Genomic DNA, 23,168 nt, shown 5'->3' on the forward strand with positions numbered 1-23,168 from the left:
CGGACAGCACAATGGCTACCGAAATCCGCGTTCCCACTCTCGGCGAATCCGTCACCGAGGCGACCATCGGCAAGTGGTTCAAGAAGGTCGGCGATGCCATTGCCGTCGACGAGCCGCTGGTCGAGCTCGAAACCGACAAGGTGACGGTGGAAGTGCCTGCCGCCGCCGCCGGCACGCTTGGCGAGATCACCGCCAAGGAAGGCGAGACCGTCGGCGTCGGTGCGCTGCTCGGTTCGATCTCGGCTGGAGGCGCTGCCGCCGCCCCGGCGTCCAAGCAGGAGACCAAGCCGCAAGCTGTGTCGCAGGCGTCGAGCCCCGACGCGGCACATACGACCAAGCAGGCCGCGGCCGAGACCGCCAAGATCGCCGGCGATGCCGGGCCGGTCGAGCCGCGCACAATGCCGCCGGCGCCAGCTGCCGCAAAGCTGATCGCCGAGAACAATCTGTCGGTCGACCAGGTTTCTGGCTCGGGCAAGCGCGGCCAGGTGCTTAAGGGCGATGTGCTCGACGCGATTTCCAAGGGCGCGCCGTCTCAGCCGGCCGAAATTCCAAAGTCCGCACCGGCTCCGGTCGCCGTGCGTGCGCCGTCTTCGGGCGACGATGCGTCGCGCGAGGAGCGCGTGCGCATGACCAAGCTGCGCCAGACCATTGCGCGCCGGCTGAAGGAAGCGCAGTCGACCGCCGCCATGCTGACCACCTTCAACGAGGTCGACATGTCGGCGGTGATGGCGCTCAGGACCAAGTACAAGGACATCTTCGAGAAGAAGCATGGCGTGAAGCTCGGCTTCATGGGCTTCTTCACCAAGGCGGTTACGCACGCATTGAAGGAAATCCCCTCGGTCAATGCCGAGATCGACGGCACCGACATCATCTTCAAGAACTATGCCCATATCGGCGTCGCCGTCGGCACCGAAAAGGGCCTCGTCGTGCCGGTGGTGCGCGACGCCGACCAGATGTCGATTGCCGAAATAGAGAAGGATATCGGCCGGCTGGGCATCGCCGCACGCGACGGCAAGCTGTCGGTCGCCGACATGCAAGGCGGCACGTTCACGATTTCCAACGGTGGCGTCTACGGTTCGCTGATGTCGACGCCGATCCTCAATGCGCCGCAGTCGGGCATTCTTGGCATGCACAAGATCCAGGACCGGCCCGTCGTGGTCGGCGGCCAGATCGTGATCCGGCCGATGATGTACTTGGCGCTGAGCTACGATCACCGCATTGTCGACGGCAAGGAAGCTGTGACCTTCCTGGTCCGCGTCAAGGATAGCCTGGAGGATCCCGAACGGCTGGTGCTCGATCTGTGAGTGATCCGGGATGGCCGAGCCCGCCCAGCCGATCGACCTGTTCGAACTCCTGACGACTGGCCGCGCGGGTCCTCTCGAACTCGGCAAAAGCAGCCGTGAGGCGGTTCGACAACTGATCGACGCGGAGGATGTGCGGGTGGACGGTCATTATCGCCACGGGGACACGGAGTCCGCGTGGTGTATCTATGGCGCCAATTGCGAATTCTTCTTCAGCCCCGATTTTCGCTTGCGATCGATCAGCGTCGAGCCTTCCAAGACCGCCTTGGCACTCAATGGCATGATGGCGACCTGGCGCGGCGATTTCGAACTCAATCTGGGAAGACATCCAACCATTCTGGCTGGCAACGACCCGATTGCATTTCACGCGTTGCCGAAAGCGCTGCAGGTCCTGAACAAGCCTGAGTTCAATTGGGCAATCGGTGGCGGCGATGAGCGCGACATCTATATCGAACTGTCGGAAGGCTCCCGCTATTTGACCCTCAAGTATGAGATCAACACCATTCCGGTGGACGGGGATGCGAAAATTGTCTTTGAGATAGATTACTTTCTAGCAGCGGTCTTCCTTGTCGACCGGGATGTTCAGGGCGACGAATGACAATCCGGTCCTTCCGCATTTCGCAGCGTGTTCTGGCCCTGTCGCTAGCAGCAGCGGTGGCGACGCCGATCCCCGCACACGCCGCCTGCCCTCTGGCCCTTGCCGTTTATGGCGATGCCGAGAGCGATGCCGGAATCGATTTTCGGCCGACGATGGGTGCGGCCACCGTCACCAATACCTTCAAGATTGTGCTCGACAAGGGCATCGTGCTCGACGGCATTGTGATGTGGACCTCCGGTGTTTCGCGACCGCATGGCTCGCTGATGTACAAATGCCCGACCGGCGACGTCACCGGCGACGAGCTTGCCGGCTGCACGGTCTGGCAGGGCGTGGTCTACAGCGCCGACGACAAGGGCAATATTGCGCTGCTGGCGGACGAAAGCACGGACGCGCCGCAGAGCCTGATTTTCCCCGATCTCGGCCCGTCGCTGCAGATGTCGTCGGCCTTCGGTCCGAAAGGCTTCTCGAAACTGCCGTGGGATGTGTTTCTGCTGAAGGGCTGCCAGGAATGAGTGCATCGCAAAAAGTGCTTCTGGTCACCGGCGGCAGCCGCGGCATTGGTGCCGCCACTTGCCGGCTCGCGGCGAAGGCCGGCTACCGCGTCGCGGTCAACTATGCTTCGAACGAGGCTGCCGCTGATGCGCTGGTTGCCGAAATCGAGGCAGCGGGCGGTGAAGCCTTTGCGGTCAAGGGTGACGTCGGCAACGAAGCCGACATCGTGGCAATGTTCGAAGCGGTCGACCGCCGCTTCGGTCGGCTCGACGCCCTGGTCAACAATGCCGGAATCGTCGACGTCAAGGCGCGCGTCGATGAGATGAGCCTGGCGCGGCTGGAGCGCATGATGCGCATCAACGTCATCGGCTCGTTCCTGTGCGCGCGCGAAGCGGTTAAACGCATGTCGAGCAAGCATGGCAGCCAGGGCGGCGCCATCGTCAACATCTCGTCGGCGGCGTCGCTACACGGCTCGCCCGGCGAATATGTCGACTATGCAGCGTCCAAGGCGGCGATCGACACTTTTACGCTCGGCCTGGCGCGCGAAGTCGCGACCGAAGGCGTGCGCGTCAACGCGATACGGCCGGGCATCATCGACACCGAGATCCACGCTTCGGGCGGCCAGCCGGACCGGGTCGAGCGGTTCCGCGACATGCTGCCGATGAAACGAGCCGGCACGGCGGATGAAGTCGCGCATGCCGTTCTCTATTTTTTGTCGGATGAAGCGTCCTACACGACGGGCGCAATCCTGAATGTAAGCGGCGGCCGCTGAGCCCCAAGCTAAGGGAAACGAACATGGCTTATGATGTCGTTATCATCGGGTCGGGACCGGGCGGCTATGTCTGTGCCATCAAGGCGGCACAGCTCGGGCTCAAGGTCGCGGTGGTCGAGAAGAACGCCACTTTCGGCGGCACCTGCCTGAACATCGGCTGCATCCCATCCAAGGCGCTGCTTTATGCCTCGGAGATGTTCGCCGAGGCCGGCCATTCCTTCGATGCGCTGGGCGTCGAGATACCGGCGCCGAAACTCAATCTGAAGAAGATGATGGCGCACAAGGACGCGACCGTTTCGGCAAACGTCAATGGCGTCGCCTTCCTGTTCAAGAAAAACAAGATCGATAGTTTCCGTGGCACCGGGAAGGTGGTTGCGGCCGGCAAGGTGTTGGTGACGGCTGAGGACGGCAAGGTCGAGGAGATCGAGACGAAAAACATCGTTATTGCCACGGGCTCCGATGTCGCCGGCATTCCCGGCGTCAAGGTCGACATCGACGAGAAGGTGATCGTATCGTCGACCGGCGCGCTGTCGCTGGAGAAAGTGCCGGGACATCTGGTGGTGGTCGGCGGTGGGGTCATCGGTCTGGAGCTCGGCTCGGTCTGGGCACGGCTCGGCGCCAAGGTCACCGTGGTCGAATTCCTCGACACCATCCTGGGCGGCATGGACGGCGAGGTCTCCAAGCAGTTCCAGCGCCTGCTTTCCAAGCAGGGTTTCGAGTTCAAGCTCGGCGCCAAGGTGACAGGGGTGACCAAGGCCAAAAAGGGCGCCGCCGTTGCGTTCGAACCGGTCAAGGGTGGTGCGGCCGAGACCATCGAGGCCGACGCGGTGCTGATCTCGACCGGACGCCGGGCCTATTCCGACAGCCTCGGGTTGAAAGAAGCCGGCGTCGAGGTCGACGAGCGCGGCCGGGTCAAGACCGACGGGCATCTCAGGACCAACGTGGCCGGCATCTACGCCATTGGCGACGTCATCGCCGGGCCGATGCTGGCGCACAAGGCCGAGGATGAAGGCGTGGCGGTGGCCGAGACCATTGCCGGCCAGGCCGGCCATGTGAATTACGACGTCATTCCGAGCGTCGTCTACACCAGCCCGGAAATCGCTTCGGTCGGCAAGACAGAGGAAGAGCTGAGGAAGGCCGGCATCGACTACAAAAGCGGCAAATTCCCGTTCACCGCCAACGGCCGGGCGCGCGCCATGCTGCACACGGACGGCTTCGTGAAGATCCTCGCCGACAAAGCCAGCGACCGCGTGCTCGGCGTCCACATTGTTGGCTTCGGCGCCGGCGAGATGATTCATGAGGCGGCGGTGCTGATGGAATTCGGCGGCTCATCCGAAGACCTCGCCCGCACCTGCCACGCGCATCCGACAATGTCGGAAGCGGTGAAGGAAGCAGCGCTGGCGACGTTCTTCAAGCCGATCCATATTTAAGGAAACGCTGGAGGGACAGCACCCCCCCTCTGGCCTGCCGGCCATCTCCCCCTCAACGGGGGAGATTGGACTTCACCGCCGCGTCGCGAGCCTTCAAGTTTCTCACGTTTCTAACCTGGGCTGTTCGTGAGACAGCCGATCTCCCCCTTGAGGAGAGATGTCCGGCAGCACAGAGGGGCGGTGAAGAATCGCGATGCTCGCCGATAGGTGCCCCAAACAAAACGGCCCGCTTTTCAGCGGGCCGTTCTTGGGTTGGAAGCAAGATGCCAGATCAGTTGGCCAGATTACGGGCTCGGCGCCGGAGCAGGCGCGGGCGCAGGAGCCGGTGCGGGCGCAGGGGCTGGTGCGGGAGCCGGTTCGGCGGGCTTCATCGGCTCAGCCGGTGCAGGTGCGGGCGCCGGTGTGCTGGCTGCCGGCGGCTCTGCGGGCGCAGGATGTTCGCCGCTTCTGCCGAAAACATAGTACGCGACAATCGCAAGGATGACGACGACCAGCGCAATCAGCCAGCCGCTGCCACCACCCGACCTGGGCGCTGGATCGTTAGGGTTCGCCATAAAAGTGTCCTCCGTGGATGAAAAGCATCAATCAACACCCCTCAACGCGCAACCGTTGAACGGGTTCATACTAGGCCTTCAAATTGACGAACGCAGGAAAATTCTGATTCGCAACCGCTTGTTGGCCTGTATTTCCCCCGCAAAATCAATCACGAACGAGGTAGAACGAGCTTAGCTGGCCTTTTCCGCCAAAAATAGGGCCAACCGCCTCCGCTTTGCGAATCAGTTGCGCACCGCACAGAGCCGGACCTTACGTGATTCGGTATTCAAGACGGGCGCTGCTCAGTCGACGGCGGTGACGGTATAGCCGGCTTTGCGAAAATCCTCGACCAGGCCTTCGGGGCCGGGAAGATGCATGGCGCCGACGGCCATGAAGGCATTGCCCTTGGCCAGGATCGGTGCGGCATGGTCGGCCATGACCTTGTTGCGGCCGGTGATCATCGTCCGGTCGAATTCGGCGTAACCTGCGTCGTCTTCGTCGGGCGAGATCGAACGCAACAGCGGCCAGAAGGTGCCGGTGTCGCCGCGCTGGTAAAGCACGATCATGGTTTCGTTGATATCGTTTATCTTGTCGCCGAGCTTCAGGGTCTCGACCAGCCCCTTGATGTGGAACGCAAGCGGCAGCGAGGCCATGGCGCGCAGCTGGCTGATTGCGGTCTCCAACCCTTCCACCGGCTTGCCATTAGCCTTGGCGTCCTGCGCCAGCTTGACGTCGAGAACCGGTGCGCCGCCTGCCTGACGGGCGACCTCACAGACCGGCAGCGCGACCATGGCCGACAGCAGCCACGGCTTCATCTTGGAGACGCTCGCCGGCGGAATGCCGCGCGCATCGAGCCCTTTGTTCACCACCGCCGCATCCTCCGGCGACAACAGCGACGACAACGTCGTGTTGTCGGTGAACATCATCAGCTCGGGTTCCTTGAGCATGGCCTCCATCATCTTCTGCTTGTCGAGCACGTCGGTGGTCTCGATGATGATGGTGCCGGCAGCGTCATAGGCTTTCCTGGCTGCCGGCGGCAGAGTGGTCACGCGCGGGTCGGTCATGTGCATGGTGCCGAACAGGAAGGATGGCTTTTCGCCTGATTTCTCCAGCTTCCACAACAGGCCCTTGCCGTTCAGCGTCGCTGCTGCTTCCGTCTCGATCCTGGAATAGGTGGCGGGGTCTTCCTTCTGCAGGGCCGACAGCAGATCGGCGCCGGCGCAGGCCGGGGCTTCGGCATGCGCCCTGCCCATGGCAAGCAGCAGCACGACGAGAAAAGACAGGCAAAACACGGCGTTGAGCGCGACGAGCAGCTTCAGCGACACAAGGGCCGCGCGATCGGCAATGGCAAGGGCGCGTTTCATGGTGCGGTTCTAGGACTGAAAAGCGGCGAAACGGTTAACCGGCGTGGGGAAATTGTCCTGGACTTATACAGTGGTCACGCGCGGGGATGCGCGGATTCGTAAATCTCGAGCAGTCTTGCGGTGTCGACGCCGGTATAGACCTGCGTCGTTGACAGGCTGGCGTGGCCGAGCAGTTCCTGGATGGTGCGCAGGTCGCCGCCGCGCCCGAGCAGATGGGTGGCGAAGGAATGGCGCAACGCGTGCGGCGTCGCGGTGTCGGGCAGGTTCAGCGCCGAGCGCAGCCTGGCCATGTCGCGCTGGACGATGGCCGGGTTGAGCGGCCCGCCGCGGGCGCCGCGAAACAGCAGGCCCTTGGGATCGAGATGATAGGGACACAGTTTTCGGTATTCGGCGATTGCCCTGAGCGCCACCGGCAGCACCGGCACCAGCCGTGTCTTGCCACCCTTGCCGGTGACGCGCAGCACGGTGTCGGCTTCCGATGCCAGGTCGGCGGCGCTGAGGCCCAGCGCTTCGGAAATGCGCAGGCCCGATCCATAAAGCAGCGTCAGCACGGCGGCGTTGCGGGCGGCGATCCAGGGCTCTTCAGCCAGCTGGCCTTCCACCGACACGACATGTTTGGCATCGCTGGCGGTCAGCGGCTTGGGCAGCGATTTCGGCTGGCGCGGCGCGCGCAACGCAGCGGCACCGGCGGCATTGGCGAGACCGCGCCGTTCGAGGAAGCGCAGCAGCGAGCGGATGCCGGCGAGGCCGCGTCCGAGCGTGCGGGCGCCGGCGCCGGCGTTGCGCCGCGCGGCAAGAAAGCCGCGCAGATCGGCCGGGCGCAGAGTGGCGATGTCGGAAAGACCAGGCGAGCCGCCGCAATGCCCTGTGAGGAAATGCAGGAACTGGCGCGTGTCGCGCTCATAGGCTTCGACGGTCGCCGGCGCCAGCCGGCGCTCGCGCGCCAGCATCTTCAGCCAGCTTTCGCGCGCTGCCTGGAGGTCGGGTTTTGCCGGGATGAGAAATTCCTGCATGCCGCCATTGTCAGGCAGCCGGGTTAGGAAGCGGTGAAGAACCTGTCATTGAAATGGCCACGGGCGATCATTGAAATGACGCGGGTAGGGCGTTAGAGCAGGGCAAAGGATATCAGCCATGTCGAAGCCCCAGAACCCCGTGCAAATGGCCGTGATCGGCGCCGCCCACGGCATCAAGGGCGAATTGCGGGTGAAGACCTTCACTGGCGAGCCGATGGCGCTGGCCGATTATGGGCCGCTCTATGCCAAGGACGGCCGCGTTTTCCAGATCACCGACATAAGGCCGGCCAACACCGTCGTGGTGGTGCGCTTCAAGGGCATTGCCGATCGCAATGCCGCCGAGGCGCTGGCCGGAACCGAGCTGTTCGTCGACCGCTCGATGCTGCCCGACGATGGCGAGGAGGACGAATTCTACCACGCCGATCTCGTCGGACTTGAAGTCCGCGACGATAAGGACGCGGTCATCGGCAAGGTGGTGGCGGTGCATAATTTCGGCGGCGGCGACATTCTCGACGTTACCCTCGGCGGGCGCAAAGGCGTGCTGATCCCGTTCACCCAGGCCGCCGTGCCTCAGGTTTCGATCGCCGAAGGTTTTCTCCGCGTCGACCCGGCAGCCGCCGGCCTTGTGGAGGATGAGGATGGCGACGCGCCGCGCGAAGAAGATTTCGACGCGAAGGGGCGACCGCGCGGGCCGCGCGAAGCCGGAGGCAACCGGTGACATTCAAGGCCTCGGTGCTGACGCTCTATCCCGAGATGTTTCCGGGCGGGCTAGGCCTGTCGCTGGCCGGACGGGCGCTCGAAGTCGGGACATGGTCGCTGGAAGCGATCCAGATCCGCGACTTCGCCAGCGATCGCCATCACACCGTCGACGACACGCCGGCCGGCGGTGGCGCCGGCATGGTGATGCGCGCCGATGTGCTGGCCAAGGCGATCGACCACACCTCGCCGTCCGGCGATCCGCGGCCGCGTTTGCTGATGAGCCCGCGTGGAAAACCGCTGACGCAGGCACGTGTGCGCGAACTTGCCGTCGGGCCGGGCGCCGTCATCGTCTGCGGCCGGTTCGAAGGCGTCGACCAGCGGCTGATCGAGGCGCGTGGACTGGAAGAGGTCTCCATCGGTGATTTTATCCTGTCGGGCGGCGAGCCGGCGGCGCTCGTGCTGCTCGACGCCGTGGTGCGGCTGTTGCCCGGCGTCATGGGCAATGCGGTGTCGGGCGAGGAGGAAAGCTTTGAGAACGGCCTGCTCGAACACCCGCATTACACGCGGCCGCAGGAGTTCGAGGGCAGGCCGATCCCCGACGTGCTGGTCTCCGGCAACCACAAGAAGATCGCCGCCTGGCGGCGTGCGGAGTCCGAGAAGCTGACGAAGGAGCGGCGGCCGGATTTGCTAAATGAGCTCGGCAAGAATGGCTGAGATCAGCCAGAGTTCAGCTTCGCTACGGTTATTCGGCGATGATCTTGATCCAGCCGAACTCACGAAGCTTCTGGCCGGCCAACCGACCTATGCCGTTCGGAAAGGCGACCTGCATACCTATCCCCCAAGTCAGCCACCTCGCATCGCGCTGAAAGGGCTGTGGAGGCTGTCTTCTGAATCCGGCAAAGGCGATCAACTCGATCACCAGATTGCAAGCATCTTGAAGACGCTCACGTCGGACCTTGGCATCTGGGCCGATCTCGTCCGGAGGTTCAAGGTCGACATGTTTTGCGGCGTTTGGCTCGACGAGGAAAACCAAGGTCTGGGATTTACCCCGGGTACTCTGCAAATGCTGGGCGAACGTGGCATCAAGCTCGATCTGGACATTTACTATGGTCTGGAGCCGGATTTGCTCGCCGCTCAGCCCTTGGCAAAATAGTAGACGGCGAGAAACAGGCCGACGGCGATGACGAAGCCGCGTACTGCGTTTTGCGGCACGCGCTTGGCGATCCAGACGCCGGCATAGCCGCCGAGCGCGCCGCCGGGGATCATGACGATTGCCTGAGGCCAGGCAACAACGCCGCCGGAAACGAAGACCAGTATGGCAACGGCGGCGATGACCACGGCCAGCATGTTCTTCAGCGCGTTCAGCCGGTGATAGTCGCCGGATTGCGTCAGGCCGAGCGTTGCCAGCATCATGACGCCCATGCCGGCGCCGAAGAAGCCGCCATAGATGGCGGTGGCGAACTGCGCCAGCGAACCGGCCAGAGAGCCGACCGTGGCTTCATGCCCAGGCTTCGGCGTTGGTTTCAGCCACGGCCCGGCGGCGAACAAGGCAGTTGCGGCCAGCAGCAGCCACGGCACCAGGGCGCGGAACGACGGATTTGAGAGCGCCAGCAGGATGAGCGCCCCAGCCAGCGCGCCCAAAGCCGAGATCAGGCAAAGCAGCAGCGCGCCGCGCCAGAAATGCTTGATGTCGGTCCAGTAAGCCAGCGTCGAGGTGATGTAACCGGGAAACTGCGTCACCGAGGAGGTGGCGTTGGCGATGATCGGCGGCAGGCCGGCCAGCGTCATGGCGCCGAAGGTTATGAAGGTGCCGCCGCCGGCAACCGCGTTGACGGCGCCTGACAGAAAACCCGCGAGGAAGAGCAGGATAGCGTCGAAAACAGACATTGTGAGGCCGCCGGACAAGTGTGCTGCTCCCGGATTAGGAAGCTTGAAGGGCCGGCGCAACCCTGCACTGGACGATTGCGTGGTGGCATGCGACCAAAAAAGACAGGGCCAAGGCGTGACAAGTCAGTGAAATAGCTGTATGTGCCCGCCCGTACTGGCGAGAAAAATCTCCCGGACCGTCAACAATGACGGTGTAGTCGCCCCTGCCCAATGTTTCGAAGACAAGATGTCTCGGGGACAAAGGGCATAGCCGAGCGGTCAATGGAACTGCAAGGCGAGTGTCGGACGCTCTGACTGTCGGAAGAACAAGAAGTGGACTATTGAGATGGATATCATCCGTCAGCTCGAGGCCGAACAGGCCGCCAAGATCGAAGCCAAGCGCAAGCTTCCCGAGTTTCAGCCCGGCGACACCGTGCGCGTCCAGGTCCGCGTGACCGAAGGCACCCGCACCCGCGTCCAGGCCTATGAGGGCGTCGTCATCGCCCGCGCCGGCGCCGGCTTCCAGGAAAATTTCACCGTCCGCAAGATCTCCTACGGCGAAGGCGTCGAGCGCGTTTTCCCGGTCTACTCGCCGATGGTCGAAGGCGTCGAGATCGTGCGCCGCGGCAAGGTGCGCCGCGCCAAGCTCTATTATTTGCGCGACCGTCGCGGCAAGTCGGCCCGTATTTCGGAAAACACCGGCGTGCGCGCCCGCAAGCTCAACGATGAGGAACGCGACGCGCTGAACGCCGAGAAGGCCCGCATCGAAGCCGAGAAGGTTGCCGCTGCCCAGGCGCTGGCCGCCGAGACGGCCGCCAAGGAAGCTGCCGAGAAGAAGGCCGTCGACGAAGCCGCCAAGGCCGCCGACGAGGCTGCAAAGGCGGCGGAAGCGACCCCGGCCGAATAAACCTGGTCCAAGGATTTTGAAAAGGCGGCTTCGGCCGCCTTTTTTCGTTTCACCAGACTGTGAACGATTGCCGGCCGAGAGTTTGGCCACGGCTGTTGACCCGAATTATCTTGTACACTAAATGATAGTGTACAAATAAAATGGAGAACTGACATGGCACTCTACACCACACAGGCTCGCGTCACCGGCGGCCGCGCCGGCCACGGCGAGACCAGCGACGGCCTGCTGAAGGTCGACCTCGCTTTGCCGAAGGAGCTCGGCGGACAGGGTGGCGCCACCAATCCCGAGCAGCTGTTCGCGGTCGGCTATGCCGCCTGCTTCGAAAGCGCCATCCGCTTCGTCGCGCGCAAGCAGAAGCTGCCGCTGGACGATGCGGCGGTGAGCGCCACCGTCAGCCTGCTTCCCAATGGTGAAGGCTTCAAACTTGGTGTCGCACTGGCCGCCGAGACCAAAGGCCTTGATCAGGCGGCGGCGGAAGCGCTTGTATCGGCCGCGCATCAGATTTGCCCCTATTCCAATGCGATCAAAGGCAATGTCGAGGTGGCGCTTTCGACCGTGGCGCTTCCGGCAAAGGCAGCATGACGACGAAGACCGAAACCAGGGCCAGCGAAGTCCCGGCGGACACCGCCGGGAGGATCGCCGTTCCGCGCCTCGACCAGCAGCTCTGCTTCGCGCTCTATTCGGCGAGCGGGCTGATGACCAAGCTCTATCGGCCGCTGCTTGACCCGCTCGGCCTGACCTATCCGCAATATTTGGCGATGCTGGCGCTGTGGCAGCATGCGCCGAGCACGGTCGGCGAACTCGGCGAGGCGCTGGGGCTGGATTCGGCGACATTGACGCCTCTGCTCAAGCGGATGGAAGCGGCTGGTCTCGTCACCCGCCGTCGCGATCCGGCCGACGAGCGCCGCGTGCTGGTCGAACCGACTGCCAAGGGCCAGGCGCTGCGCGCCCGCATCAAGGACGTATCCGCAGGTCTTGCCTGTGCCATGCCGCTCGAAGCTGAAGAGCTGAAGTCGCTGCACCGGACCTTGACTGGATTTGTCGCCAAGTTGCGCAACGCGACGTCACCGTCCTGACTCGTCGTTTGACGGATTTCCTTGTGTCCGTGAGAGGCCACCTAGTTTGCCGTCGCGGGATGACGGAATAAATTCCGACCGCGGGGCGTTCTAAAACCGCGTTGGTTGAAGGCATTGGAATCCGCTTTCACCGGACGCTGAGCACCGGACCGGCTTGCAAGCCGTCTGCGGACGGCTAAAGTCGCGCCTGGATTTTCATGCGAGCCCGGCTGCAAGCGGGCTTCTCATCCTGGAGCGTGTCATGACCAAATCGAAGCTGCTGCTGGCCGCCCTCGCGGCCTGTTTCCTCGCGCCCGTCGCTGCATGGGCGGCCGATGCGCTGCCCGATCTCGGCGGCAAGAAGGTGGTGGTGGTGACGGAAAACGCCTATCCGCCGCTGCAGTTCATCGACGCCAAGACCGGCAAGCAGATCGGCTGGGAGTATGACGCGATGGACGAAATCGCCAAGCGGCTGAACTTCAAGGTGGAGTACCAGAACACCTCCTGGGACGCGATGATCCAGGCGGTTTCCGACAACCAGTACAACATTGGCATGACCGGCATCACCATCAAGGACGACCGAAAGGAGAAGGTCGATTTCTCCGACCCCTATATGCGTTCGGAGCAGTTCATGCTGGTGCGCGCCGATGAAAGCCGCTTCACCGACGCCAAGACCTTCGCCGCCTTCAAGGACGGGTTGATCGGCGCGCAGGCCGGAACGACGCCGTTCTACACCGCCGTCTACAGCGTGCTCGACGGCAATGAGCAGAACCCGCGCATCAAGCAGTTCGAGACCTTCGGCGCTTCGGTGCAGGCACTGAAATCCGGCGACGTCGATGTCGTCCTGACCGACGGCACCGCCGGCAAAGGCTATGTCGATGCCTCCGGCGGCAAGCTCAAGCTGATCGGCGGCCCGCTCGGCACCGAGGATTTTGGCTTCATCTTCCCGAAGGGCTCGGACCTGGTGAAGCCGGTCAACGCGGCGATCGCGGCGCTGAAGGCCGACGGCACGATCGAGGCGCTGAACAGGAAGTGGTTTCTCGACTACAAGATGGGGCAGTAGGCCGTCTTGGCGCGACGGCCGCTGACCCCCCTTGCGGGGGAGATGCCCGGCAGGGCAGAGGGGGGTGTGAAGGATCGCCTCCCTTTTGTTTTGAGCTTTTCCAAAGAGGCCAAAGGTTGTGACTGTAACCGTTTGACAGGTTGGAGGGACAGCACCCCCCTCTGTCCTGCCGGACATCTCCCCCGCAAGGGGGGAGATCGGCAGATCTTGCGAGCGCAGCTGTTCACCAGCGTTGGGCATTGATGCTCGCCTCAACCCCAAAATCCGATTTCCCCTGGTGGCTTGCCGCTGCGATCGCGCTCGCCATCGTGGCTGCGCTCTGCATTGCCGCCAGCGATCTCTACGCCCAGGTTTTTGCCACCGTCGCCAAAGGCATCGGCATCACCATTCTTGTCACCGCGGTCGCCTTCGCGCTGGCTTCCGCCATCGGGCTCAGCATTGCGCTGATGGGGTTGTCGGGGTCGCGTTGGCTCAGGCAGATCGCTCGTTTCTATGTCGAAATCATCCGCGGCGTGCCGATCCTGGTGCTGTTGTTCTGGATCGCCTTCGCCGGCGCGCCGGCCTTCGTGGCTGCGTGGAATGCGCTGACCGCGCCGCTGCAAAACGCCGGCTATCTCGGCGAGCTTTTGGTGCGCGACGTGTCGCTGTTGTGGCGTGCAATCATGGCGCTGACCATCGGTTATTCCGCCTTCATCTCCGAGGTTTTTCGCGCGGGCATCCAGTCGGTCGAGAAAGGCCAGATCGAGGCTGCCAAGGCGCTCGGGCTGACGCGCACGCAGCGCTTCCGGCTGATCGTCTTCCCACAGGCGATCCGCACCATCCTGCCGCCGCTCGGCAATGACTTCGTCGCCATGGTCAAGGATTCCTCGCTGGTCTCGGTGCTCGGCGTCGCCGACATCACGCAGATGGGCAAGATCTACGCCGCCGGCTCGTTCCGCTTCTTCGAGACCTATACGATCGTCGCCTATATCTATCTCATCCTCACCGTCAGCCTGTCGCTGGCGCTGCGGGGGCTGGAGCAACGACTGCGGCGGGCGCAGCAGGAATAGAAGTCCGACGCGGGCACGGCTACGATCGCGGAGGACAGGATTCCGGAGGATGCAGGCGATGACGATCGACAAGGCCAATGCGGCGCTGGGCACCGTCTATTCGGCCGACACGCCGGAAGGGCTGGCCAAGGCCTATGCCGACTGGGCCGCGACCTATGACGGCGAAACCGCTTCGCTAGGCTATCTGCTGCCGTTCCTGATCACCGCCTGGGTGGCGCGCCATGTGCAGGCGGGCGAAGGACCGCTGCTCGACGCCGGCTGCGGCACCGGCCTGTCGGGCCCGTCATTGAAGGCGCTGGGTTATCACGACATTGCCGGGCTCGACCTCTCCGACGACATGCTGAAGATCGCCGGCAGCCGCAATGCCTATGGCGATCTGAAGCTGGCAATGCTCGGCGGGCCGCTGCCCTGGCCGGACGGGCATTTCCGCGCCTTCTTCTCGACTGGCGTGTTCACCATCGGCCATGCGCCGGCGTCCGGCCTGCACGAGCTTGTCCGCATCACCAGAAAAGGCGGCCACGCCATCTTCACCGTGCGCGACCAGGTGTTTGACAGCGGCGGCTTCCAGGCCGTGTTCGAAGGGCTGGAGCGGGCCGGGAAATGGCGGCCGGCCGAGCAAAGCCCATGGTTCCGCTGCTATGCGATCGCCGAGCCGGACGCGCTGGTGAAGACTTTTGTGTTCGAGGTGCTTTGAGCGCCGCCCTCTTCGCCTTCTCTCACAAGGGGAAAACACGCCGCAATTGCCGAAAAGCCAAAACATTGGTATGAGCCACGCCATGGAAGAGCTTTTTGGCGATCCGGCCTATAAGGGTTTCGTGCTGCAGGACAGAAAACGCCTGCCGTCGCGTTTCTCTTCGCGCATTTCCGGCGCGCTCACCAGCCGACTTAGCTAAGCCGCTTTCGCCGGGCCGAAGGCTTCGGCGCGTCTGCCCTTCCCCTTTTTGCAAATCGACGGATTTACGCACATGAGCGCACCGCGCACCCTCTACGACAAGATTTTCGACGACCATGTCGTCGATCGCCAGGATGATGGCACCTGTCTGCTCTACATCGACCGCCATCTCGTCCATGAAGTGACCAGCCCGCAAGCCTTCGAAGGTCTGCGCATGACCGGCAGAAAAGTCCGGCATCCGGAAAAGACGCTGGCCGTGGTCGATCACAATGTCTCGACCTCGCCGGAGCGCAAATTCGGCATCAAGAACGAGGAAAGCCGCATCCAGGTCGAGGCCTTGGCCAAGAACGCTAGGGATTTCGGCGTCGAATATTATTCCGAGAACGATATCCGCCAGGGCATCGTCCACATCATCGGGCCGGAGCAGGGCTTCACGCTGCCCGGCATGACGATCGTCTGCGGCGACAGCCACACCTCGACGCATGGCGCCTTCGGCGCATTGGCGCATGGCATCGGCACCTCCGAGGTCGAGCATGTGCTGGCGACGCAGACGCTGATCCAACGCAAGGCCAAGAACATGCTGGTGCGCGTCGATGGCCAGTTGCCGGAAGGCGTCACCGCCAAGGACATTATCCTCGCCATCATCGGCGAGATCGGCACCGCCGGCGGCACCGGCTATGTCATCGAATATGCCGGCGAGGCGATCCGCGCGCTGTCGATGGAAGGCCGCATGACGATCTGCAACATGTCGATCGAGGGCGGCGCGCGCGCCGGCCTGATCGCGGCCGACGAAACCACCTTCGCCTATGTCAAGGGCAAGCCGCGCGCGCCGAAGGGCGCGTCGTGGGACGCCGCGCTCGAATACTGGAAGACGCTGCAGTCCGACGAGGGCGCGCATTTCGACAAGGTGATCGTGCTCGACGCGGCCAAGCTGCCGCCGATCGTCTCCTGGGGTTCCTCGCCCGAGGACGTCGTTTCGGTGCAGGGCGTCGTTCCCAATCCGGAAGAGATCACGGACGAGAACAAGCGGACGTCAAAGATCCGCGCGCTCGACTATATGGGGCTGACGCCGGGCACGAAGATCACCGACATCACGCTCGACCGCGTCTTCATCGGCTCCTGCACCAATGGCCGCATCGAGGATCTGCGTGCGGTGGCCAAGGTGGTCGAAGGCAAGACGGTGAGTGCGCATGTCGATGCGATGATCGTGCCGGGCTCCGGTCTGGTCAAGGAACAGGCGGAGGCCGAGGGTCTCGACAAGATCTTCATTGCCGCCGGTTTCGACTGGCGCGAGCCGGGCTGCTCGATGTGCCTGGCCATGAACGACGACCGGCTGAAGCCGCATGAGCGCTGCGCCTCGACCTCGAACCGCAATTTCGAAGGCCGGCAGGGCTTCAAGGGCCGCACCCATCTGGTGTCGCCGGCCATGGCGGCGGCGGCGGCGATCGCCGGCCATTTCGTCGACATCCGCGACTGGAAATAGCGCAGACTGGTTCAAGCCTGATCTGAGCGTATGCAAAACCCCGAACGGCAAAACCGTTCGGGGTTTTGTTTACAGCGCGCCGCTCTAAGGCCCTTGGGGTATATGCCCTAGCCGGCACGCCGGATGATTTCATGAAATTCCTCCCGGCTGCCGGGTTCGTCGGCCGCGACCACCAGCGCCAGTTCGCGCTCGTCGAAGATCTTGAACCACTCGTCCCATTCGACCAGCTCGTAGCCGCCTGCGTTGACCGGGCGTTCAGGCTGATCCTGGTCCTGATAGGCGTGCTGGCCGAAGACGAGCCTCAGCAACGGCTGAGTTCCGGTTTCGGGCGATACATCGACGATCGCCGGAAATCCGGCGCGCCCTGCGGCCCATGAGCGAATTGCTTCGTGATCGGTCAGCGTGATCGTGTCGGCCATGAACAACTTCTCCTTGATTGCTGTCAGGAAACGCCTGCCTCAGGTCCCGGTTCCGTGCAGCAGCTTCATGAGTGGCGACTTGCATATTCGTCCCGGCTTAACCGCTTGTTGGGGCTTGCGCTCTAAGGTCTTCCCTGACGTCAAGCGGGGAAGTCACCGTCCTTTGGACACCGGCCTGTTCATAGCGCTGCTCAATCCGACGATCGCGCTGGCGCTCGGCGCGGCGTTCCTCGTGCTATGGTTCTATCAGCGCCACCGGCCCTATCTGGCTGTGCTCGGCACGAGCTATTGCGTGTCCGCGCCCGGCTTCCTGCTGCAGTATTTCACGCTGCCCGGCGGCATGGTGCTGACCAAGCTGGTCTCCAACCTCTGCTTCACGCTCGCCGCCTGTTGCCTCGTCGGTGCGATCATCTCACGCTACGGCAGGCGCGTGCCCTTTATCGCGATCGGCATTCTGGCGGGTGGCGGGATGGTGGCATTCTGCTGGTTCCTGTTCGTCCAGCCGGACTTGACTTGGCGCATCCTGTCGATCAATTTCGGCTTTGGCGGCCTCAGCCTGCTGGTCGCCGCCGAGCTGCGCGCCGTGCGCAAGAACGGCCCGACGGAAAAATCCTGTTCGTACTGTCGCTGCTGTCCGGGCTGAACTTTATCGGCCGCACGCTGCTCGTCGTCATCTCGCACGGGCCGTTCACCAGCTATGACGGGTTTTATGGCTCGTCCTACTGGACGACGGCGCTTTTGACGCACGCGCTGCTGTCGTTGCTGATCGCGCTCTGCCTGTTCTCGGCAGCTGCGCTCGACGTGATGAAGGCGCTGAAGGCCGAGACGCACACCGATCCGCTGTCTGGCCTGCTCAACCGCAGGGGTTTCGAGGAGCGCGCCTTGCTGGTGCTGCAGCATTGCGCTGTTACCAAGGTGCCGGTCGCGCTGGTGCTGGCCGATCTCGATCACTTCAAGGCGCTCAACGACAAATACGGACATGCCGCGGGCGACCAGGTGATCGCCGACTTCGCGGCCAAGCTTAGCGCGGCCGCCGGCACGCGTGCGGTTGCCGGCCGCATCGGCGGCGAGGAGTTCGCTGTGCTTCTGTCGCTGAGCGATCTTGCCACGGCGCGGCTGTTTGCCGAAGCCGTGCGCACGCACTATTCGGCCGGCAGTGTCGACGGGTTGCCGCCGGGCACCAGGGTGACCGCGAGCTTCGGCGTCGCGGCGCGCACCGGCGACGAAGGGCTGGAGCCGCTGATGCGGCGCGCCGACGAAGCGCTCTACAAGGCCAAGAAGAACGGCCGCGACAGCGTGCGATTGTCCTATGAGCGGGCGGAAACGGTGTTCATCCCGGATACAGGCAGCGTCGGTTAGCGTCTCGCTTAAACGGCCTCTCGGCCGTGCCGGATCATCAGCGGCAAGGGCTGAGGTTGGGCATTTCGCCATCGGAGAGGCCGTACATATAGGAGCGGCCCTTCACGAACACCGGCGGCTGGTAGCAGCCACGCCTGGAGATGTGATCCGCCTCGTCTTCATAAAGGACTTCCGGTTCCGCTTCCGGCTGCCCGGCGCTGGTGTAGTCGGACAATTTCTTGGCCAGCCTGCCTTGGCCGACAATGATGCGCTTGTAGCCGGCGGCGCTGTCGATGACGAGATTGCCCAGGGAATCGGCATAGACGCGGTCATGATGGCGCGACCAGGCCATTGCCGGGGCGGCGAAGCCGAGACTGGCTGTCGCCAGCACAAGCGCCGCAAGGCGCGCTCTTCCTGAATTCGAAAGCATGGTGTCCTCTCTGCTGTGGACCCGATCGAATCGGAAATTAACCTTTTCTTAACCTTTGTTAAGAGGGCAGGCGCATCCGGCGGCGATCTCTCGCCAAACATGGTTAATATCCGACGGGATGGAAACCCGGGCGTCATCATTCGGCCATGCTTGCCCGCACCATCGGCCGCGACGCACACAACTACGCTGACGTCGGGTGAGCTTGATCTTGGTGGAACATCGCGGCTAGTTAGCCGCGCAGGAGGACAGCATATGGCGTTACGCCGGACGTTTCGGGTGACGCTGTTGTCGATCCCCTTGCTGACTGCCGCAGCCTGCGTGCCGCAGAACGGCGCGCGGACGGCGGTGAATACCGTACCACCCACTGTCGCGCCCGTGCCGGCTCAGCAGTCCGCCGCACCTGTGGCGCCCCCGGCTTCCGCAACGGCTCCGACAGCGCCTGCCGCACCTTCAGCCAAGATCGTCACCGACCTTACCGCGCCGCGGTCTGCTGTCGGCACGGCGACTTACAGATGCGGCAATGGCGGTGTGATCACCATCCAGAACCTCGGCACGGCGTTGCGCGTTGTCAGGCCCGATGGCACGACCGAGGAGTTTGCCGCATCACCCGCCAACCAGTCCAGCCGCTACCAGGAAGCCGCGTCGCATGACGCAATCGTGATCGACGCGCGCGAGGCGCTGGTGATGAAGAGGGGCTCGACACCACAGACCTGCAAACGATAGCCTGGCGTCGATTGCAAAGGAAATGCCGCACTGCAGCGAACGGTGCGCCGGCTTTCGACGGTGGGCAAATCGATTGAAGCGAAACAGCAGCCTTTTGTCAGACTAAATGACGTTTTCAAAACGATTTTCCGGCTTTGACGCGGTGCAAAAAGAGCATTAGAAACCGGCTGTCTGAAGTCATATATCGAGGCGGTAAGTGCCGCTTTCCACCGCGGCTCCGGACATCGAACTGGGGCAGCCATGAGCAAATCACCAGCCACCCGAACCGCCAGACGTGAACGGCCGCTCTCGCCGCACCTGACGATTTACCGCCCACCGATCACCATGACGATGTCGATCATTCACCGCATCACTGGCGGGGCGCTGTATTTCGGCACGCTGCTGGTCGCCGCGTGGCTGATGGCGGCGGCGAGTTCGCAAGGCGCTTTCGATTGGATCAACTGGGCCTTCGGCACCTGGCTCGGCCGGCTCATCCTGTTCGGCTACACCTGGGCGCTGATGCACCACATGCTGGGCGGCGTGCGCCATCTCGTCTGGGACACCGGCGCCGGGCTGGAGAAACACACGGCATCGAAGATCGCCTGGGCGACGCTCGCCGGTTCCATCCTGCTCACGCTGCTGATCTGGGTCGCCGGCTACATGGCGCGGGGAACCTTGTGATGAGCGGCACGAACAACAACGATATGCGCACGCCGCTGGCCAAGGTCCGCGGTCTGGGCTCGGCCCGCGAAGGCACCGGGCATTTCTGGCGACAGCGGCTGACGGCCATTGCCAACATCCCGCTGATACTGTTCTTCGTCGGGTTCCTGATCGCGCTCAATGGCGCCGGCTTCGCCGAGGTGCGGGCGGCGCTCGCCAGTCCGTTCGTGGCGCTGGTGTTGGCGCTGGTGCTCGTTTCCGGTCTCACCCATATGCGTGTCGGCATGCAGGTCATTATCGAGGATTACGTGCATGCCGAAGGCATGAAGCTGGCGCTGATCGCACTCAGCACGTTTTTCACCATAGCGGTCGGCGTCGCCTCGATCTTCGCCCTGCTCAAACTGGCATTCGGAGGCTGATTTGGCCAAGGACGCGAAATCGGCCACCGGCTATACCTTTGTCGACCACAAGTTCGACGTGGTGGTCGTCGGCGCCGGCGGCGCCGGCCTGCGCGCCACGCTCGGCATGGCCGAGCAGGGCCTGCGCACGGCCTGCATCACCAAAGTGTTCCCGACCCGCTCGCACACGGTGGCGGCACAAGGCGGCATTGCCGCGTCGCTGTCCAACATGGGTCCGGACTCCTGGCAGTGGCACATGTACGACACCGTCAAGGGTTCGGACTGGCTGGGCGACGTCGACGCCATGGAATATCTGGTGCGCGAGGCACCGGCGGCGGTCTACGAGCTCGAGCATTACGGCGTGCCGTTCTCGCGCACCGAAGAGGGCAAGATCTACCAGCGGCCGTTCGGCGGACACATGATGAATTATGGCGACGGCCCGCCGGTGCAGCGCACCTGTGCTGCCGCCGACCGCACCGGTCACGCCATCCTGCACACGCTCTACGGCCAGTCGCTGAAGAACAATGCACAGTTCTTCATCGAGTATTTTGCGCTCGACCTGATCATGGAACCGGACGGCACGTGCACCGGCGTCGTCGCCTGGAACCTCGACGACGGCACCATCCATCGCTTCTCCGCCAAGATGGTGGTGCTGGCGACCGGCGGATATGGCCGCGCCTATTTCTCGGCGACGTCGGCGCACACCTGTACAGGCGACGGCGGCGGCATGGCGGCACGGGCCGGCTTCCCGCTGCAGGATATGGAGTTCGTGCAGTTTCATCCGACCGGCATCTACGGCGCCGGCTGCCTGATCACCGAAGGCGCGCGCGGCGAGGGCGGCTATCTCGTCAATTCCGAGGGCGAGCGCTTCATGGAGCGCTACGCGCCGTCGGCCAAGGACCTGGCCTCGCGCGACGTCGTCTCGCGTTGCATGACGCTGGAGATCCGCGAAGGCCGCGGGGTCGGCAAGAACAAGGACCATATCTTCCTGCATCTCGACCATCTCGATCCGGCCGTGCTGCATGAGCGGCTGCCGGGCATTTCGGAATCGGCCAGGATTTTCGCCGGCGTCGACCTGACCAAGGAGCCGATCCCCGTGCTGCCGACGGTGCACTACAATATGGGCGGCGTGCCGACCAATTACTGGGGCGAGGTGCTGAACCCGACTGTCGAGAATCCTGACCGGGTGTCACCCGGGCTGATGGCGGTCGGCGAGGCCGGCTGTGCCTCCGTGCACGGCGCCAACCGGCTGGGCTCGAACTCGCTGATCGATCTGGTGGTGTTCGGCCGCGCCGCCGCAATCCGCGCCGGCCAGGTCATCGACCGCAATTCGGCGATCCCTTCGCCCAACGAAGCCTCGGTCGAAAACATCATGGACCGCTTCGACCGGCTGCGCCACGCCAATGGCTCGACGCCAACCGCCGTTCTGCGTGAGAAGATGCAGAAGGCGATGCAGGAAGACGCCGCCGTGTTCCGCACACAGGAGTCGCTCGAAAACGGCTGCAAGCGCATTTCGCAGATATGGACCGAGCTCAAGGACCTGAAAGTCTCCGACCGCTCGATGATCTGGAATTCCGACCTGGTCGAGACGCTGGAGCTGGAAAATCTGATGGCCAACGCCATCACCACGGTCTACGGCGCCGAGGCGCGCAAGGAGAGCCGCGGCGCGCATGCGCGCGAAGATTTTTCGGCCCGAGACGACATTATCTGGCGCAAGCATACGCTGGCCCGGCTAAGCGAGGACGGCCAGGTGAGCCTCAGCTATCGTCCCGTGCACACCGAGCCGCTGGTGGCGGAAAAGGACGGCGGCATCAGTCTTGCCAAGATCGCGCCGAAGGCCAGGGTATACTGACCATGGTGCCGAAGCCCGTCATCCGAAAGGATCTGAGGTAATGGTCGAACTCACGCTTCCCAAGAACTCCAAGGTGCAGCCGGGCAAGACCTGGCCGAAGCCGGAGGGCGCCACCAACCTCAGGGAATACCGCATCTACCGCTGGTCGCCCGACGATGACGAGAACCCGCGCATCGACACCTATTTCGTCGACATGGACGATTGCGGGCCGATGGTGCTCGACGCGCTGCTCTGGATCAAGAACAAGATCGATCCGACGCTTGCCTTGCGCCGCTCATGCCGCGAAGGCATTTGCGGCTCCTGCGCCATGAACATCGATGGCTCCAACACGCTGGCCTGCACCAAGGGCTGCGACGACATTTCCGGCGCCGTCAAGGTCTACCCGCTGCCGCATATGCAGGTGGTCAAGGATCTGGTGCCCGACCTCACCAATTTCTACGCCCAGCACGCCTCGATCCAGCCATGGCTGAAGACAGTGTCGCCAGAGCCGGCCAAGGAATGGCTGCAGAGCCATGAGGATCGCGAAAAGCTCGACGGGCTCTACGAGTGCATCCTGTGCGCCTGCTGCTCGACCTCGTGCCCGAGCTATTGGTGGAACGGCGACCGCTATCTCGGCCCGGCGACGTTGCTGCAGGCCTATCGCTGGCTGATCGACAGCCGCGACGAAGCCACGGGCGAACGGCTCGACGATCTCGAAGACCCGTTCCGGCTCTACCGCTGCCACACCATCATGAACTGCGCCCAGACCTGCCCGAAGGGGCTCAACCCGGCCAAGGCGATTGCCGAGATCAAAAAGATGATGGTGGAGCGGCGGGTTTAGTTGAGGCGAGTTCGCTCGCGGCAATCTCGGA

Annotated in this window: 25 protein-coding genes and 1 pseudogene; 21 read left to right on the top strand and 5 right to left on the bottom strand. The window is 63.5% G+C overall.

The features are described 5' to 3' along the window. The first annotated feature begins 11 nt into the window (after positions 1-11). From odhB to lpdA, 5 genes are read left to right on the top strand one after another with little or no spacing between them, the layout of a single operon-like run. On the top strand, positions 12-1,304 hold the full coding sequence (gene odhB, locus NKL04_RS26170; RefSeq protein ID WP_023702619.1) for a 2-oxoglutarate dehydrogenase complex dihydrolipoyllysine-residue succinyltransferase: 1,293 nt from the start codon (positions 12-14) through the stop codon (positions 1,302-1,304). A 10-nt stretch (positions 1,305-1,314) separates the two neighbouring features. Next, on the top strand, positions 1,315-1,899 hold the full coding sequence (locus NKL04_RS26175) for a hypothetical protein (RefSeq protein WP_023702620.1): 585 nt from the start codon (positions 1,315-1,317) through the stop codon (positions 1,897-1,899). Beyond that, positions 1,896-2,411 carry a hypothetical protein gene (locus NKL04_RS26180; RefSeq protein ID WP_023702621.1) on the top strand — a complete coding sequence of 172 codons (516 nt, stop codon included), beginning with the start codon at positions 1,896-1,898 and terminating at the stop codon, positions 2,409-2,411. The genes NKL04_RS26175 and NKL04_RS26180 overlap by 4 nt, the downstream gene beginning before the upstream one ends. Beyond that, positions 2,408-3,163 carry an SDR family oxidoreductase gene (locus NKL04_RS26185; protein WP_023702622.1) on the top strand — a complete coding sequence of 252 codons (756 nt, stop codon included), beginning with the start codon at positions 2,408-2,410 and terminating at the stop codon, positions 3,161-3,163. The genes NKL04_RS26180 and NKL04_RS26185 overlap by 4 nt, the downstream gene beginning before the upstream one ends. Positions 3,164-3,186: 23 nt before the next feature. Continuing rightward, positions 3,187-4,593 (top strand): dihydrolipoyl dehydrogenase, encoded by a 1,407-nt coding sequence (gene lpdA / locus NKL04_RS26190; protein WP_023702623.1) that lies wholly within the window; start codon positions 3,187-3,189, stop codon positions 4,591-4,593. Between the two features lie 836 nt (positions 4,594-5,429). Here lpdA and NKL04_RS26195 read toward each other — a convergent pair. Together NKL04_RS26195 and NKL04_RS26200 are read right to left on the bottom strand one after the other, a co-directional pair. Further along, the gene (locus tag NKL04_RS26195) at positions 5,430-6,491 is read right to left on the bottom strand and encodes a TraB/GumN family protein (RefSeq protein ID WP_023702624.1); all 1,062 of its coding nucleotides are present in this window, start codon (positions 6,489-6,491) and stop codon (positions 5,430-5,432) included. A 74-nt stretch (positions 6,492-6,565) separates the two neighbouring features. Further along, entirely contained in the window at positions 6,566-7,504 is a 939-nt protein-coding gene (locus tag NKL04_RS26200) for a tyrosine recombinase XerC (RefSeq protein ID WP_023747380.1), read from the bottom strand. A gap of 118 nt (positions 7,505-7,622) precedes the next feature. Between NKL04_RS26200 and rimM the strand changes: the two genes are divergently transcribed. From rimM to NKL04_RS26215, 3 genes are read left to right on the top strand one after another with little or no spacing between them, the layout of a single operon-like run. Then, positions 7,623-8,222, top strand: a complete 600-nt coding sequence (gene rimM, locus NKL04_RS26205) for a ribosome maturation factor RimM (RefSeq protein WP_031209697.1) — start codon at positions 7,623-7,625, stop codon at positions 8,220-8,222. Beyond that, on the top strand, positions 8,219-8,917 hold the full coding sequence (gene trmD, locus NKL04_RS26210; RefSeq protein ID WP_023702364.1) for a tRNA (guanosine(37)-N1)-methyltransferase TrmD: 699 nt from the start codon (positions 8,219-8,221) through the stop codon (positions 8,915-8,917). The genes rimM and trmD overlap by 4 nt, the downstream gene beginning before the upstream one ends. Continuing rightward, entirely contained in the window at positions 8,910-9,356 is a 447-nt protein-coding gene (locus NKL04_RS26215) for a DUF4279 domain-containing protein (RefSeq protein ID WP_023702365.1), read from the top strand. The genes trmD and NKL04_RS26215 overlap by 8 nt, the downstream gene beginning before the upstream one ends. Here the strand turns inward: NKL04_RS26215 and NKL04_RS26220 are convergent. Next, complete coding sequence (locus tag NKL04_RS26220) at positions 9,338-10,090, bottom strand: sulfite exporter TauE/SafE family protein (protein ID WP_023702366.1); 753 nt, start codon at positions 10,088-10,090, stop codon at positions 9,338-9,340. The two genes, NKL04_RS26215 and NKL04_RS26220, sit on opposite strands and share 19 nt — an antisense overlap. A gap of 325 nt (positions 10,091-10,415) precedes the next feature. On the opposite strand from NKL04_RS26220, the gene rplS reads away from it, so the two are divergent. The 7 genes from rplS (at position 10,416) to leuC (ending at position 16,518) form a co-directional block, all read left to right on the top strand. After that, positions 10,416-10,976: a 50S ribosomal protein L19 gene (gene rplS, locus NKL04_RS26225; protein ID WP_023687704.1), complete on the top strand. Its 561-nt coding sequence runs from the start codon at positions 10,416-10,418 to the stop codon at positions 10,974-10,976. 153 nt (positions 10,977-11,129) lie between these two features. Then, positions 11,130-11,558 (top strand): organic hydroperoxide resistance protein, encoded by a 429-nt coding sequence (locus NKL04_RS26230; protein WP_023670524.1) that lies wholly within the window; start codon positions 11,130-11,132, stop codon positions 11,556-11,558. Continuing rightward, a complete protein-coding gene (locus tag NKL04_RS26235) occupies positions 11,555-12,052 on the top strand; it encodes a MarR family winged helix-turn-helix transcriptional regulator (RefSeq protein ID WP_023702367.1) in 498 nt (165 codons plus the stop codon). The genes NKL04_RS26230 and NKL04_RS26235 overlap by 4 nt, the downstream gene beginning before the upstream one ends. A 241-nt stretch (positions 12,053-12,293) precedes the next feature. Continuing rightward, complete coding sequence (locus tag NKL04_RS26240; protein WP_023702368.1) at positions 12,294-13,094, top strand: transporter substrate-binding domain-containing protein; 801 nt, start codon at positions 12,294-12,296, stop codon at positions 13,092-13,094. 242 nt (positions 13,095-13,336) lie between these two features. Further along, positions 13,337-14,143, top strand: a complete 807-nt coding sequence (locus tag NKL04_RS26245; RefSeq protein WP_023702369.1) for an amino acid ABC transporter permease — start codon at positions 13,337-13,339, stop codon at positions 14,141-14,143. A gap of 58 nt (positions 14,144-14,201) precedes the next feature. Next, positions 14,202-14,837, top strand: coding sequence for a class I SAM-dependent DNA methyltransferase (locus NKL04_RS26250; RefSeq protein WP_031209698.1), 636 nt, complete (start codon positions 14,202-14,204; stop codon positions 14,835-14,837). Between the two features lie 271 nt (positions 14,838-15,108). Beyond that, positions 15,109-16,518 carry a 3-isopropylmalate dehydratase large subunit gene (leuC, locus tag NKL04_RS26255; protein WP_023670518.1) on the top strand — a complete coding sequence of 470 codons (1,410 nt, stop codon included), beginning with the start codon at positions 15,109-15,111 and terminating at the stop codon, positions 16,516-16,518. Positions 16,519-16,625: 107 nt separating this feature from the next. Here the strand turns inward: leuC and NKL04_RS26260 are convergent, their stop codons facing one another. Further along, positions 16,626-16,937: a hypothetical protein gene (locus NKL04_RS26260; protein WP_023670517.1), complete on the bottom strand. Its 312-nt coding sequence runs from the start codon at positions 16,935-16,937 to the stop codon at positions 16,626-16,628. 163 nt (positions 16,938-17,100) lie between these two features. On the opposite strand from NKL04_RS26260, the pseudogene NKL04_RS26265 reads away from it, so the two are divergent. Continuing rightward, a pseudogene (locus NKL04_RS26265) lies at positions 17,101-18,296 on the top strand (GGDEF domain-containing protein). Between the two features lie 37 nt (positions 18,297-18,333). Here NKL04_RS26265 and NKL04_RS26270 read toward each other — a convergent pair. Continuing rightward, on the bottom strand, positions 18,334-18,705 hold the full coding sequence (locus NKL04_RS26270) for a hypothetical protein (RefSeq protein ID WP_023687709.1): 372 nt from the start codon (positions 18,703-18,705) through the stop codon (positions 18,334-18,336). A gap of 252 nt (positions 18,706-18,957) precedes the next feature. Here NKL04_RS26270 and NKL04_RS26275 point away from each other — a divergent pair, with 252 nt between their 5' ends. From NKL04_RS26275 to NKL04_RS26295, 5 genes are all read left to right on the top strand, one after another. Beyond that, positions 18,958-19,428, top strand: a complete 471-nt coding sequence (locus tag NKL04_RS26275; protein ID WP_031209699.1) for a hypothetical protein — start codon at positions 18,958-18,960, stop codon at positions 19,426-19,428. Between the two features lie 240 nt (positions 19,429-19,668). Then, positions 19,669-20,088 (top strand): succinate dehydrogenase, cytochrome b556 subunit, encoded by a 420-nt coding sequence (gene sdhC / locus NKL04_RS26280; RefSeq protein WP_023683884.1) that lies wholly within the window; start codon positions 19,669-19,671, stop codon positions 20,086-20,088. Next, positions 20,088-20,486, top strand: coding sequence for a succinate dehydrogenase, hydrophobic membrane anchor protein (gene sdhD / locus NKL04_RS26285; RefSeq protein ID WP_023683885.1), 399 nt, complete (start codon positions 20,088-20,090; stop codon positions 20,484-20,486). The genes sdhC and sdhD overlap by 1 nt, the downstream gene beginning before the upstream one ends. A 1-nt stretch (position 20,487) precedes the next feature. Then, the gene (sdhA, locus tag NKL04_RS26290; protein WP_023687711.1) at positions 20,488-22,317 is read left to right on the top strand and encodes a succinate dehydrogenase flavoprotein subunit; all 1,830 of its coding nucleotides are present in this window, start codon (positions 20,488-20,490) and stop codon (positions 22,315-22,317) included. A 40-nt stretch (positions 22,318-22,357) separates the two neighbouring features. Then, entirely contained in the window at positions 22,358-23,137 is a 780-nt protein-coding gene (locus NKL04_RS26295) for a succinate dehydrogenase iron-sulfur subunit (protein ID WP_023670510.1), read from the top strand. Positions 23,138-23,168 lie beyond the last annotated feature (31 nt).

It is taken from the genome of Mesorhizobium sp. C264A (assembly GCF_040324515.1).
In the GTDB taxonomy this organism is placed as follows: domain Bacteria; phylum Pseudomonadota; class Alphaproteobacteria; order Rhizobiales; family Rhizobiaceae; genus Mesorhizobium.

Bases quoted from the DNA above. Each gene is read 5' to 3' on its own strand.
- NKL04_RS26215 (WP_023702365.1), top strand. From the start codon at position 8,910: ATGGCTGAGATCAGCCAGAGTTCAGCTTCGCTACGGTTATTCGGCGAT.
- rimM (WP_031209697.1), top strand. From the start codon at position 7,623: ATGTCGAAGCCCCAGAACCCCGTGCAAATGGCCGTGATCGGCGCCGCC.
- NKL04_RS26250 (WP_031209698.1), top strand. From the start codon at position 14,202: ATGACGATCGACAAGGCCAATGCGGCGCTGGGCACCGTCTATTCGGCC.
- NKL04_RS26175 (WP_023702620.1), top strand. From the start codon at position 1,315: ATGGCCGAGCCCGCCCAGCCGATCGACCTGTTCGAACTCCTGACGACT.
- NKL04_RS26185 (WP_023702622.1), top strand. From the start codon at position 2,408: ATGAGTGCATCGCAAAAAGTGCTTCTGGTCACCGGCGGCAGCCGCGGC.
- NKL04_RS26270 (WP_023687709.1), bottom strand. From the start codon at position 18,705: ATGCTTTCGAATTCAGGAAGAGCGCGCCTTGCGGCGCTTGTGCTGGCG.
- NKL04_RS26275 (WP_031209699.1), top strand. From the start codon at position 18,958: ATGGCGTTACGCCGGACGTTTCGGGTGACGCTGTTGTCGATCCCCTTG.
- leuC (WP_023670518.1), top strand. From the start codon at position 15,109: ATGAGCGCACCGCGCACCCTCTACGACAAGATTTTCGACGACCATGTC.
- NKL04_RS26245 (WP_023702369.1), top strand. From the start codon at position 13,337: ATGCTCGCCTCAACCCCAAAATCCGATTTCCCCTGGTGGCTTGCCGCT.
- rplS (WP_023687704.1), top strand. From the start codon at position 10,416: ATGGATATCATCCGTCAGCTCGAGGCCGAACAGGCCGCCAAGATCGAA.
- NKL04_RS26230 (WP_023670524.1), top strand. From the start codon at position 11,130: ATGGCACTCTACACCACACAGGCTCGCGTCACCGGCGGCCGCGCCGGC.
- NKL04_RS26200 (WP_023747380.1), bottom strand. From the start codon at position 7,504: ATGCAGGAATTTCTCATCCCGGCAAAACCCGACCTCCAGGCAGCGCGC.
- NKL04_RS26295 (WP_023670510.1), top strand. From the start codon at position 22,358: ATGGTCGAACTCACGCTTCCCAAGAACTCCAAGGTGCAGCCGGGCAAG.
- sdhC (WP_023683884.1), top strand. From the start codon at position 19,669: ATGAGCAAATCACCAGCCACCCGAACCGCCAGACGTGAACGGCCGCTC.
- NKL04_RS26195 (WP_023702624.1), bottom strand. From the start codon at position 6,491: ATGAAACGCGCCCTTGCCATTGCCGATCGCGCGGCCCTTGTGTCGCTG.
- lpdA (WP_023702623.1), top strand. From the start codon at position 3,187: ATGGCTTATGATGTCGTTATCATCGGGTCGGGACCGGGCGGCTATGTC.
- NKL04_RS26180 (WP_023702621.1), top strand. From the start codon at position 1,896: ATGACAATCCGGTCCTTCCGCATTTCGCAGCGTGTTCTGGCCCTGTCG.
- odhB (WP_023702619.1), top strand. From the start codon at position 12: ATGGCTACCGAAATCCGCGTTCCCACTCTCGGCGAATCCGTCACCGAG.
- sdhD (WP_023683885.1), top strand. From the start codon at position 20,088: ATGAGCGGCACGAACAACAACGATATGCGCACGCCGCTGGCCAAGGTC.
- NKL04_RS26235 (WP_023702367.1), top strand. From the start codon at position 11,555: ATGACGACGAAGACCGAAACCAGGGCCAGCGAAGTCCCGGCGGACACC.
- NKL04_RS26220 (WP_023702366.1), bottom strand. From the start codon at position 10,090: ATGTCTGTTTTCGACGCTATCCTGCTCTTCCTCGCGGGTTTTCTGTCA.
- NKL04_RS26240 (WP_023702368.1), top strand. From the start codon at position 12,294: ATGACCAAATCGAAGCTGCTGCTGGCCGCCCTCGCGGCCTGTTTCCTC.
- NKL04_RS26260 (WP_023670517.1), bottom strand. From the start codon at position 16,937: ATGGCCGACACGATCACGCTGACCGATCACGAAGCAATTCGCTCATGG.